Below are 12,592 nucleotides of genomic sequence, written 5' to 3'. Positions count from 1 at the left end.
GATGACCGTCTCTCGAGCCGCAATACTGAGCCTGTCGCCGCTGCGGCGAACGCCCGATGGGGAGCGGACCGGTCCCGGCGGTCTGACGAACTGGCGCTTATACGCCGTCGCTGGCTATGCGGTCATCTTCGCGACGTTCGGGGTCGTCGGGACATGGGCCGCCCATGCGCGCCTCGACCGGGCGGTCATCAGTCCCGGCCTGATCGTCGCGGAAGGCAGCCGCAAGGTAGTGCAGCATCTCGAGGGCGGCATCGTGCAGGAGGTACTGGTGCGGGACGGGCAGACCGTCCGCGCCGGCGACGTCTTGCTCCGCATCGATCCGGTGCAATCGCGTGCCAGCAACGACCTGCTTCGCGGTCAGCTCGATGCGGCCCTGATCCTCGAGGCACGGTTGCGCGCCGAGCAGGATCAGGGCTCGGATCTGGTCCTGCCGCCGGAGATCACGGCGCGGCGGGATGACCGGGCCGTCGCCCGCATGATCGACGATCAAGCCAGTCAGCTGGCGGAGCGGCGCGCGTCCTTCCAGGCACAGCTTGCGCTGATCCAAGCGCGCGTCACGCAACTGAAGACCGAGATTTCCGGGCTCGCGGTCGAGAAGGCGTCGGTCGAGCAACAGGTCGCCCTGATCCAGCAGGAGCTGGAGGGCCTGCGCGGCCTGCGCGAGAAGAACCTCATCCCGCTCTCCCGTGTCTTGATGATGGAACGCGAGCACGCGCGCCTCGAGGGTGTCATCGGGCGTTCCGTGGCAGAGACCGCCAAGGCGCAGAACGGCATCAACGAGGCTGGGATGCAGGCTGCGCAGCTCAAGCAGAAGCTTCAGGAAGCACTCACATCACAGCTTCTAGACACCCGCCAGAAGATCGCCGAACTGCGCGAGAAGCTCATCGTTGCCCAGGATGTTCTCCGGCGGCACGAGGTCCGGGCCTCGCACCAGGGTGTCATCCAGGGATTGAAAGTCTACACGATCGGACAGGTGATCCGCTCTGGCGAGCCGCTGATGGAGATCGTCCCGACGAACGATCGGCTGGTGATCAGCGTTCAGTTTGCACCGAACGATCTGGAAGCCGTCCATCCCGGCATGCGGGCCGAGGTCAAGTTCCCAGCCTTCCAGACGCGCCGCACGCCCGCTATCTTCGGGACGCTGACGATGGTCTCCCGCGATCGCCTGATCGATGACGGGACGAAGCAGGCTTATTTCGCCGGGACGGTCGAGATCGACGATCACCAGTTGCCTGACGACGTCCGACCGCGTCTCGTGGCAGGCCTGCCCGCCGAAATCGTCGTGTCGGCCGGTGAGCGCACAGCACTCGACTATCTGATTGCGCCCTTCTTCGATGCCCTCGGACACGGTTTCCATGAACGATAGAGCCTGTTCGTCAGTCCAGTTGCGGAAGTGAGGTTCCGATGGGTGCGGTCATCTCATTCTTCCGGCCCGCATCGACGAGCCAGGGCGGCTGGTCGCAGCAGGAACTCGCGGAATTCTACCGCGTCGAGGCCGCGCTGATCCGGGCCGGCCTGCAGATCGGCAGCGAACAGGGCCTGAGCGACGAGGCGGAGCCCTGGTTCGTCTTCTGCCGGCCGGACGGCGACGCGATCATGCATTTTGCCAGGATCGACGGCAGCTACGTCATTGCCTCCGAGGTCTTGGATGGCCCGGTGCGGGGAAGCGATTTCCGCGCACTTATCAACCAAGTCGCCCAACGCTACCCCGAACTTCTTCCGATCCCGCAAGGCGCCGACGGAACGAAGCTCTCGGTCCATCCGGCCGCCCTGCTCGCGGCTCTCGTCGCGGCTGCGGCTCTCAGCCTGTCGCCCCATGACGCACGCGCGGACGACCAAGACCATTCGGCTGAAAACCCGTTCCCGGCCAGTCAGGCGGGCCAGACGCTTCAGCATGGACCGGCCGGCGCCGGCGACTCCGGCGATGCCGATGAGCGCGACAGCCATCGTAAGCAGTTCGGGGTCATCGTGTTCTCGGCGATGGTCTTCGCCGCGGATGCCTTGGCCGCCGACCATGTCGAGCAGGGGACGGAGTCGGGGCTGTACTTCGGCTCGCAGGGGAGCAACAGCGCCGCCTCGTGGGAACAGGGCAGCGTCTCGGTGCCCACGGGCGGCGCAGTACACTCCGCGAATTCGGGTGCACCACTCACCTCCGGCTCAGGCGACCACGCAGCGAGCGGCGCATCCGGTTTCATAACGGCCGAGCCGACGTCGGCCGTCCCTTCCCAATCGGGCAACGCCGACTTTGGAGCCATAGGCCTCGGACTTCCGACGCTCGTGCACGGCCCTGCACGGACAAGCCTGGAGCCCGCGTATCACATTTCGACGCGTGCTGCGGAGGCGAGCACGTCCCGTGCCGCAGGTTCATCGTCTACTCCGGAAGCCGGATCGGACGCCGGCGCGGCGGCATCGGGGGACGCCGAAGCCGCAGGACAGGCGGCCCCATCGCCGAGCACAACGGGTGAGGCTGCGTCTCAGACTCAGAGTGCGCCCCAGGCTGCCGGGCATTCGGCTTCCGAGGCGTCACCAGCCCAGATCAACGGGATCAACGCGACGACACAGCCCGAGCTGAATCATTTGACCTCTACACGTGGGGAGGATGGTTCAGGAAGACCGGACCACGCCGCGAGAACCGGCTCCTTCTCGGACACAGGGGGATTGCACGCCGCGAGCACGGTCGCTGATGCGGGTCACTCAGGCACAAGCGAGGGCGGGTCCGATCAGGAGCACCACGGCGCCGACGGTCACGGCGCGGCCAACGGCGCGAACGCTGCCACGCCGTCGGGCGCGTCGCAGGCCGAGGCGGATCCGGGCCATGCCCCAGCCGGCGGGTCGTCCGGCCAGAGCGCCGAGGCGCCCGGTCAGCTCAAGAACAGCGGATCGGACCCGCACGGCGCCGACGGTCACGGCGCGGCCAACGGCGCGAACGCTGCCACCCCGACGGGCGCGTCGCAGGCCGGGGCGGATCCGGGCCATGCCCCAGCCGGCGGGTCGTCCGGCCAGAGCGCCGAGGCGCCCGGTCAGCTCAAGAACAGCGGATCGGACCCGCACGGCGCCGACGGTCACGGCGCGGCCAACGGCGCGAACGCTGCCACCCCGACGGGCGCGTCGCAGGCCGGGGCGGATCCGGGCCATGCCCAGGCTGGCGGGTCGTCCGGCCAGAGCGCCGAGGCGCCGGTTCAGCTCAAGGAGACCGGAAATCTCCGACCTCACGCGGGCTCAAACCAGCCGACGGATCCCGCAGGATCAGAAACGCCGGCCGCGGTGAGCGGTGAACAACCGGCGTCGACCAGTCAGACGTCCCATGCCAGCGGGCAAAGCCAGGCGCAGTCACCGGCAGCGCGCGTCGATCCGGCCGGGAACCTCGTGTTCGCGGCCGATGGCCAGCACGGGCAGGCGGCAGTGCCAAGCCACCCACCGGCCGAGGGCGGGACGCACGGCGACGTCGGGCTGATCGGGGTCTCGGATCACGGCGCCAACGCGCACCACTTCGATCTACACTCCTGACGACGCGGTCAGAATGCGCGGCGGCTACGAGAACGTCAGGGCAGGCCAGCGGAATCAGGAAAACGTTTCCGCGCTCGGCTGACCCGGCTCTTCACCGTACCGACTTGGCATCCCAGGATTGTCGAGGCCTCCTCATACGTCATGCCCTGCGCAGCGACGAGCATCAGTGCCTCTTGCTGCGTCTCGGGCAAGGTCCGCATGCGCGACCAGACCTCCTGCAAGGCGACCTTGTGAACCTGATCGGCAGGTTCGACCAAGCGCCCCGCAGCGGCCCCGTCGACATCGGAAACCTCACGTCTCAACTTGCGCTTCTCAGAGTAGAAGCTGTTCCGCATAATCGTGAAGGTCCACGCCTTCAGGTTGGTGCCCGCACGATAGTGATCCTGGCTCTGCCAAGCCCTGAGAAACGTCTCTTGGACGAGATCGTCTGCCTGGTCCGCCCTCTGGGTGATCGAATGTGCAAACCGTCTCAGGTCGGGAAGCAGGCGCAGGAGGTCGTCGCGGAACCTGTCCGGACTCAGCACCTGCGGCCGGTCCGAAGACGCCTCAAGCTGGGATACGAGCGTCAGGAGTCGTCTCGGCAGCTGCGCGCGAAGGCTCGGCGCGTACAGGCTGCGCAGGCAGGCACCGATGGTGCCGTGGAGTGCGCGCGGAAGGGGCGGGCGGTTGTCGGCCCTGATGGAGCGCGACGTTGAAATCCCATCATCGCCCCGTGGCGACCGAGTACCCGGACGGAACGGCATGCGGTGCTCGATCCCGATCTAGCCAGCTGGGGCCATACAGCGAGTCCATAATAAGTATTTACTGTACGACCATCAAGGCCTGCGACGCCGCGGCAAGCTCGGTGACTGGACGCGCGAATGTCTGGCGCCGGTCATCAATACCTCGCCTCGGCTGGCGGGCCGCTTGCAAACGCGACCGGATCATCGAGGCCGGGGCAAGCCGCCGCTGAGCGTCTCGCATTCCAGCGCGCTGGGCTCAGCAGGGCATGGCGCGCAGTCAGAGGACCGCCAAGCCACCCTCCTGATGCGCTACGGACCCGAGATGATTGCGAAGCCTCCGAGCAGGTGGGCCGCCGGAACGTGGCCTGGAATCAGGGGCGACCCGACCGGCCGATGTGCGCGCCTCACCCTGTGAGCGCCTGCAGACTCGTGTCGATCTCACCAACCTCCTGCGCGGCGACGATCATGCTGGACGAGATCTCCTGTGTGACGGCGCTCTGCTCTTCGACAGCCGAGGCGGTCGCCGTGACCATCTCGCGAACCGAGCCGATCGCCTGCACGATCGACGTCAGGGCACCCACGACCTCGTCTGAAATCCCCTGCATCCCCAGGATGTCCTGAGCGATCCGCCCGGTCGCTTGCGTCACCTGGGTGGACAGGTTCTTCACCTCGCCTGCCACGACAGCGAAGCCGCGTCCGGCTTCTCCCGCCCGGGCTGCCTCGATCGTGGCGTTGAGCGCGAGCAGGTTGATCTGCTGACCGACGCTTTGAATGAGCTGCACGACCCCGCTCATCGAACGCGCCGCATCGTGGAGCTTCGCGGTCAGGCCGTCTGCGTGGGTGGCCTGATCGTGAATGGCGTCGGCGTCCGACCGGGAGCGAGCCAGGCTCTGCGCTATCTCACCGATGGACGCGCTCAGCTCCTCGGCGGCCGACGCCACGGTCTGCACGTTCATCAGGGTGCGACCCGAGGCATCCGCCGCGGCCCGCTGCGCGGCCGTCTTGGCGGTGATGTCGGTGGCGTATTTTACGACCTTGAACGGCCTGCCATCCGCATCGAGGATCGGGTTGTAACTGGCCTGGATCCAGATGGGTCGACCACCCTTGCCGATCCGCTTGAACACGCCTGCCTGAAACTCGCCGCGCCGCAGCGCCTGCCAGAGCTGCTGGTATTCGGACGAGGCCGCATGATCCGGCTCGACGAAGGTCCGATGGTGTTTGCCGCGGATCTCGTCGAAGCGGTAGCCAATCACGCTCAGAAAGTTCTCGTTGGCGTCCAGCACGGTGCCGTCGAGCCCGAAGTGGATAACGCCCTGCGAGCGGTTGATGGCCGCGATCTGTCCCGCCACGTCAGCGCGACGCAGCTTCTCGTGCGTGATATCGGTGGCGAACTTCACAACCTTACAGGCCTTGCCCTGGTCATCGCAGATCGGGTTGTAGATGGCCTGCAGCCAGATCTCCCGACCGCCCTTGGCGATGCGCTTGTACTCGGCGCCTTGGAACTCGCCACGCGCCAGGCCGGCCCAGAAGTCGCGGTAGGCTTGGCTCTCGCGCTCCGCGGGATCGACAAAAAGGCTGTGATGGCGGCCTCGGATCTCCTCAAGGGTGTAGCCCACCACACTGAGGAAATTTGTGTTTGCAGCGAGGATTGTGCCATCGACGGCAAACTCGATGGAGGCCCGCGAGCGCTCGATGGCACTGAGTATCGCGTCCTGTTCGACGCTGCGCTGCTGATGCGCGGTCACGTCGGTCGCGAGCTGGACGACCTTGGTGACACGACCAGCGCGGTCGCGCACCGGGCAGTAACTGACCTGTAGCCAGATTGTGGCGCCCTGTTTGGTCAGATGGCGGGCGCAGGCTTCCCGATCTTCGCCGCGCGTCACGGCATCCCAGAGCTCACGGTACTCTCGGCTGTCCCGGTCCCCAGGAGGCAGGACCCCGCCAGCTGGAAGCCCTCTCAGCTCTTCCAACGTATAGCTGAGCAGATCGAGATAGCGGGCGTTCGCGCTCAGAATGGTACCGGCGAGGGTCAGCTCCGCGACCCCCTGCGCGCGGGCCATGGCATCGCGCACGGCGCGATCGCCGCGAGAGAACAACGACATTCATCATCCCAAGAGCGGCGTTGCCATTGATACCACGTCCCGTCTGGTCGCCGGGACCGGAGAGCCGCGCTGCCGCTTGGCGGTCTGCTGTTGCGCAAAATGGCCAACCAGCTCTTAAAATTCCTCTAATGCCATCGACCGACAATATATGTTGTTTTATTTTCGTAGCAGCTGCACCCCGGGAGCGGCAGTATCGTGGCCAATAAATACTATATCATTCGCCTCAAGAGCAGATTTTAGCGCCGATATGGTGGCGTCGCTGCTAGGAAGCCGACAATCTTCCGCCTCAAATCGCTTGATTGTGTTCGGCGAGAGCGCCGCCTCCACGGCAAGCCTGCTGACCGACCAGCCCAACAAGGCTCGCGCAGCGCGCACCTGGATTCCCGTGATCAGGGGCGGTGGCGCGAGATCACCCTTGGCCGCTTCTGCGCTCACCGAAGCCTTCCCTGGAGTCGTGACAAGGTCCCGCAACCAGAACTCGTCGACCACAACCTGCGCCAATCGCGCGAGAAGCTGCGCTTCCTTTGTGCTGAACGTGCGTGGCTTCGTGTCGATGATGCACAGGGAGCCGAGCCTTACTCCCGGCAGCAGGGTGAGCGGCGCGCCCGCATAGAAGCGGATGAACGGGTGTCCCGTGACGAGGGGGTTGGATGCGAATGCGGCCTCAGCCTGTGCGTCGGGCACAACAAACACGCTGTCGTGCAGAACCGTGTAGTTGCAGAACGCCAGTTCGCGTGGCGTGCTCTGTGCGTCCAAGCCGCACTTGGCCTTGAACCACTGCCGCTCGTCATCGAGCAGGGAGATCAGGGCGATCGGCGCGTTGAAGAGCTTCTGGGCCGCGCGCACGATGCGGTCAAAGGCCGGCTCAGGCGGCGTATCCATGATCTGCAGCCGGTCGAGTGCAGCTGCGCGCTGGCATGCGTTCCGCCGCGGTGGAACAGACATGGGTTGGGCTTGTGTCATAATCCGGATTGGTCACCCCGCCCTGAGCGATGGCTCCGTGCCGGAGGCCATCAACTGAGCGCGAATGGTGAGACGCGGCAACCGGCGGTGTGGCGCCTGCCCCACCGCGCGCCATCAACTATTCTAAGTTTACACGCCTGGGGGTGAAATGGCCGAGGCCGCATGGCAGCAATGCAGGGTTGGGCTTCGGTTGGGACCGACATCATCCGAATCGTCGGAGACAAGGCGAGCCCGAAGGCTGCCGTCACTGGCGCAAGCCCATCAGCCGCGCTCGGCGTTCGTGGTTCTATACGGGAATGGCGCGCCCGAAAGGATTCGAACCTCTGACCCCCAGATTCGTAGTCTGGTGCTCTATCCAGCTGAGCTACGGGCGCCTGACACGTCGGCGGGGTCTTGGCCCGCCGGTGTGAAGGGGCTTCTAGAGGCTCGGATCGGGCTTGGCAAGACACCCCCGGCAACGACTTCATCAATCCGCGCGGAGAGCCAGAGACGGAGCGGCTACCGTGTCTGCGCGCTCGCCTGGACGCGCTCTTCCGCGGCCCGGATCGCGTCCGGGGTGCCCACGTGGAGCCACTGGCCGTCGAGGCGCATGCCGAACAGCCGGCCCGCCGCAATCGCCCGGTCGAACAGGAGATTGAGCGAGAAGGCGCCCTCCGGCGTGTCGGCGAACAGGGCCGGGGTCAGGATCGCCACACCCGCGTAGATGAAGGGCGCGACTTCGCGCTCGCCCCGGCGTTCCAGGCGTCCGTCGGGGTCCATCACGAAGTCGCCCGCACCGTCGTAGCCGAGGCTGGTGGCGGTCGGCGCCACCAGCAGCAGGCAATCCATCCGGCTCTCGTCCCAGGTGTCGATCAGCCGGCGCAGGTTGGAGGCCGGCCCTTCGAGCCAGAACGAGTCCGAGTTCAGCACCACGAAGGCTTGGTCGCCCAGCAAGGGCAGCGCCTTGCGGATGCCCCCGCCCGTCTCCAGCAGCGCCGCGCGCTCGTCGGAGAGGACAATCGCCGGCCCGCCTGTCCTGCGGGCGAGATGCCCCTCGATCAGGTCGGCGAGATAGTGGACGTTGACCACAGCCGTGCCGACCCCCGCCTCGGCGGCCCGGTCGAGGGCGTGGTCGAGGAGGGCTTTGCCGGCCACCTCCACAAGGGGTTTGGGCACCGTGGCGGTCACCGGCCGCATGCGCTTGCCCAGGCCCGCAGCCAGAACGAAGGCGCGGCTCACGGCGGGGGCAGGCTCGCTCATGCGGTCAGGGATCCGTGGTCAGGGTTCGGGAGCGGGGGCGACGAGGCCAGGCAGGTGTTCCGCGTGCCAGGCGCGCAGACCGGCCAGCGCCGGATGGGCGAGATTGCGGGTGAGATAGCCCTCGATCCGCGGCAGATGGGCCAGATAGCCGGGCTTGCCGTCGCGCCGGTCGAGTCGGGCGAAGATACCGAGGATCTTGGTGGCGCGCTGGGCGGCGAGCAGCGCGTAGGCGGTGGCGAAGGCGCCGACATCGAAGGCCGGGTCCCGGCCCCGGCGCTCGCGGGCGTAGAGGCCGAGCAGCCGCAACTCGAACTCGGCGCTGGCATCGACCCGCGCATCCTGCAGCAGGGAGGCGACGTCGTAGGCCGGGTGGCCCATCACGGCATCCTGAAAGTCGATCAGACCGACCCGCTCCAGCCCGTCGCGCTCGGGCAACCAGATCAGGTTGGGCGAGTGGTAGTCGCGCAGGGTCCAAGTGGGCCGGTCCGGCACCGCTCCCTGCAGAGCTGCCCGCCACAGATCCACGAACTCCGCCCGCGCCGCATCGGACAGCGTGACATTTCGGATCGCGGGGGCGTACCATTCGGGCATCAGCTCCGCCTCGAACAGCAGCGCCTCCATGTCGTAGGCGGGCAGGACATGCTCGATCCCGTCCGCTACCGGCAAGACCGAGGGCAACGGCGTGGCGTGGAGCTTGGCGAGCAGGCGCACGGCCTCAGAATAGCGCTCAGGTCGCGGAGCGCCGGCCTCGACCACCGGCTCGCTGCCGAGATCCTCCAGGATCAGCAGGCCCTCGGAGAGATCCTCGCCGTAAATCTTCGGCGCCGAGAAGCCCAGCGCCCGCAGCCCCCGGTCGAGGGCCACGAAGGCGTGGACGCTCTCAGCCAGATGCACGATCGCACTGTAGGGTTTGCCGTCGCGCACCGGCGGCCCGTCGGGCCGGGGCGGCGCGATCATCAGCACGGCGCTGGTGCCGTCGGGCTTCGTCAGGCGCTCGTAGGCGCGGGACGAGGCATCCCCCTGCATCAGCGTGCGCTCGGCGAGATCCCAGCCGCTGCGGTCGAGGAGCCGGCGCACCGCCCGGGCCCGATCAAGGCGGGCGCGCATGCCGCCAGTGCCGTCGATCCGGGCAAGCCGCGCACCGGGGCCGAATTCCGCCCGCAGAGACAGGTCGATGGTGAGCACCGGGCCGTCGCGGGGCGGCATCCGGTCGGGCCATTCCACCAGCGTGATCGCCCCCTCGGCCATCTCGTCGAAGCCGAGTTCCACCAATTCGTCGGGATCGCGCAGCCGGTAGAGGTCGGCGTGGACGATCGCGCGACCGTCGCGGGCCGTGTAAGGCTGGATCAGCGTGAAGGTCGGGCTCGGCACCTCCAGAACCGGGTCGCCTGCCAGTTCCCGGATGATCGCCCGGGCGAGCGTCGTCTTGCCGCCGCCGAGCCCCCCCGACAACGCCACGACGTCGCCCGGGAGCAAGAACTCGGACAGGAACAGGCCGAGATCCTCGGTGGCCGTCTCCTCCGGAAGCACGAATTCCCAGGGGCCCGGCAGCGCGGATGCGCCCGCCCCCCCGCTGGCCTTCTGCTCGTCCCGATCGTCCCCGCCCAAAGCCCGCCTCCGAGACCAGAGGGCGCATGGTCCGGAAACACGCCACGGATGCAAGCGTTTCCAGCCGCGGTTGTGCGCTTCCCGGCCGTCCGGTGCACCGAAACCACGCTCGCGGAGCCCTTCAGCCGTCGCCCGGGAGGCTCAGGCCGAGGCGACGGTGGCGAAGACCGGCGGCGCGCAGCACCACGCCCAGGCATCCCAGGCGGCCCGGGCAAGGACCTCCGGCCGCGCCATCGGACGGCCGGCATGCTGATGGCCCCGGCCGAAGGCGCAATCATCGCGGCCAGGGCTTGCGCCTCGGCGCGCCGGTCTTGAGGAGCCTCCGAGATCGCCGCTGCAGTGGCGGCGCGCGGCACCCGTCATCAGCGACTTCGCGGCCTCCGGAGCGCGGCGGCGTTCGAACCGGCTCAGCCGCGCGGAATCCCGTGCGCCTTGATGCGCGAGGCGAGCGTCGTCGGGCGCACGCCGAGCATCTCGGCCGCGCCTCCGGGCCCGGAGATCCGGCCGCCTGCCAGCGCCAGGGCCGAGACGATCTCGGCGCGGTCGCGGGCACGGCGCTCGGCCTCCGTGGGCGGGCGACCGCCGGGATCGACAGCTGTGGCAACCGGGTCGGCACCCGGGACCGGCTCCCCGTCCGGCAGATCGAGGCGCAGCCGCCCCCGGGCGCTGAGGATCACGGCCCGCTCGATCACGTTCTCCAGCTCGCGGACGTTGCCGGGCCAGCCATAGCGGCAGAGGCGGCGGACATCGCCCTCCGACAGGCGCGGCTCCGGGACGTTGAGGCGGCGCGCGGCCACCTTCAGAAGGTGCTGAGCGATGGGCGGGATGTCCTCGGCACGCTCGCGCAGAGGCCGCGCCTGGATCGGGAAGACGTTGAGGCGGAAATAGAGATCCTCGCGGAAGCGCCCGCCACGGACCTCCGCGCGCAGGTCCCGGTTGGTGGCCGCCACCACCCGCACGTCGACTGCGCGGGTGCGCGCCTCGCCGACCCGCTCGAAGGAGCGCTCCTGCAGCACGCGCAGGAGCTTGCCCTGGAGATCGAGGGGGATCTCGCCGACCTCGTCGAGGAACAGCGTGCCACCGTCGGCGAGTTCGAATCGGCCAACCCGGTCGCGGAGCGCCCCGGTGAAACTGCCCTTGGCGTGGCCGAAGAACTCGCTCTCGAACAGCTCGCGCGGGATCGCCGCACAGTTCACCCGGATCATCGGGCGAGCGCTACGCCGGCTCGACTCGTGGATCGCCCGGGCGATCAGCTCCTTGCCGGTGCCGGATTCGCCGGTGATCAGCACGGTGGCGTCCGTCCCGGCCACGAGCTCGACCTGCCGAAGGGTCGCCGCGATGGCCGGCGAGCGGCCGATGATGCCCTGGTGCTGGCGCTCGGCCCGGATTTCCTCCTTCAGGTACGCATTCTCCAGCTCGAGGCGCTCCCGGAGGGAATCGACCTCCGCAAGCGCGCTCGTCAGGCGGGCCTCGGCCTCCCGGCGCTGGCTGATGTCGCGGAACACGATGACGGCGCCGAGCAGGCGCCCCCGGTCGCGGATCGGCGTCGAGGTGTACTCGACCGGGAAGGAGGTCCCGTCGGCGCGCCAGAAGACCTCGTGATCGACCTGGTGCACGGTCCCGTCCCGGAACGCCGCGTAGATCGGGCAGTCGCGATGGGGGTAGCGGCTGCCGTCCGGGCGGGTGTGGTGCACGGCGGCGTGCATGTCCCGGCCGACGAGGTCGGCGGCCTCGCAGCCGAGCATGCGCGCGGCGGCCGGGTTGACGAAGGTGGTCACGCCCTCCGCGTTGACGCCGTAGATCCCCTCCCCGGCCGCGCGCAGGATCAGCTGGTTGCCCCGCTCGATGTCGCGGAAGATGCGCTCCACGCGCTGCCACTCGGAGAGGCCCGCGCGCATGTGGGCCTCAGCCTCGCCGTCGACCTGGCGGCGGTGGAGCGTGTCCGGGTCCGCCAGGGTCACGAGGAGGCGCATCGCGTCGCCCGGGAGCGGGAAGGCCGCGACCTCGACCCGCAGGTCGCGGCCGGCCGCGTCGCGCGGCGACAGCGTCCGCGTCCACCAATGCCCCCTGGCCAGAGCGGCCTCGGTGAAGACCGTGAGCGCCGGGAGCTGGCCCGGGAACAGCGCGCTCGCCCGCGCGCCGCGCAGCGCCGGGCGCCCGTAGCCGAGGAGACGCACCGCCGCCGGATTGGCGTCCGCGACGCGGTCCTCCTCGGGCGCCAGGACCAGCATGGGATCGGGGCTCGCCTCGAAGACCGGCCCGAACGTGCCGGCCGCCCCAGGCTCACGAAATGTCATCATCCGCTCACGATATCTCGTTTCCGGCGAAATGTCGTGAGCGCCGCGGGTGGCGCCAACCTATTGCCCAGTCGCGCGATTTATCCGGGACCCCGGCTGGCATACCCCTTGCCGAGATAGACTGTCCGCCTGTCGGCCGGCGCCGCTCCCGAAG

General features: G+C 68.4%; 8 protein-coding genes and 1 tRNA gene. 2 read left to right on the top strand and 7 right to left on the bottom strand.

Features of this window, described 5'->3' with window-relative positions; all coding sequences use genetic code 11:
- Window position 1: 1 nt before the first annotated feature.
- Window positions 2-1,366 carry an HlyD family type I secretion periplasmic adaptor subunit gene (locus tag ACYCO6_RS33235; RefSeq protein WP_459767437.1) on the top strand — a complete coding sequence of 455 codons (1,365 nt, stop codon included), beginning with the start codon at window positions 2-4 and terminating at the stop codon, window positions 1,364-1,366.
- 38 nt (window positions 1,367-1,404) lie between these two features.
- Window positions 1,405-3,507 carry a DNA polymerase III subunit gamma/tau domain-containing protein gene (locus ACYCO6_RS33230; RefSeq protein WP_459767435.1) on the top strand — a complete coding sequence of 701 codons (2,103 nt, stop codon included), beginning with the start codon at window positions 1,405-1,407 and terminating at the stop codon, window positions 3,505-3,507.
- A 35-nt stretch (window positions 3,508-3,542) separates the two neighbouring features.
- Here ACYCO6_RS33230 and ACYCO6_RS33225 read toward each other — a convergent pair whose 3' ends face one another.
- From ACYCO6_RS33225 to ACYCO6_RS33195, 7 genes are all read right to left on the bottom strand, one after another.
- Entirely contained in the window at window positions 3,543-4,250 is a 708-nt protein-coding gene (locus tag ACYCO6_RS33225) for a sigma-70 family RNA polymerase sigma factor (protein ID WP_459767433.1), read from the bottom strand.
- 383 nt (window positions 4,251-4,633) lie between these two features.
- A complete protein-coding gene (locus ACYCO6_RS33220; RefSeq protein WP_459767431.1) occupies window positions 4,634-6,331 on the bottom strand; it encodes a methyl-accepting chemotaxis protein in 1,698 nt (565 codons plus the stop codon).
- A gap of 156 nt (window positions 6,332-6,487) precedes the next feature.
- Entirely contained in the window at window positions 6,488-7,276 is a 789-nt protein-coding gene (locus tag ACYCO6_RS33215) for a GAF domain-containing protein (protein ID WP_459767429.1), read from the bottom strand.
- Between the two features lie 315 nt (window positions 7,277-7,591).
- A tRNA-Arg gene (locus ACYCO6_RS33210) sits at window positions 7,592-7,668 on the bottom strand.
- Between the two features lie 124 nt (window positions 7,669-7,792).
- On the bottom strand, window positions 7,793-8,533 hold the full coding sequence (locus ACYCO6_RS33205; protein WP_459767427.1) for a nucleotidyltransferase family protein: 741 nt from the start codon (window positions 8,531-8,533) through the stop codon (window positions 7,793-7,795).
- An 18-nt stretch (window positions 8,534-8,551) separates the two neighbouring features.
- Complete coding sequence (gene tsaE, locus ACYCO6_RS33200) at window positions 8,552-10,084, bottom strand: tRNA (adenosine(37)-N6)-threonylcarbamoyltransferase complex ATPase subunit type 1 TsaE (protein ID WP_459773833.1); 1,533 nt, start codon at window positions 10,082-10,084, stop codon at window positions 8,552-8,554.
- Window positions 10,085-10,548: 464 nt separating this feature from the next.
- Window positions 10,549-12,438, bottom strand: a complete 1,890-nt coding sequence (locus ACYCO6_RS33195; RefSeq protein WP_459773832.1) for a sigma-54 interaction domain-containing protein — start codon at window positions 12,436-12,438, stop codon at window positions 10,549-10,551.
- Between the last annotated feature and the right edge of the window lie 154 nt (window positions 12,439-12,592).

The organism is Methylobacterium sp. CM6257, from assembly GCF_054611515.1.
The sequence above is the reverse complement of the archived record's forward strand: the minus strand, read 5'-3'. Positions and strand labels throughout refer to the sequence as shown.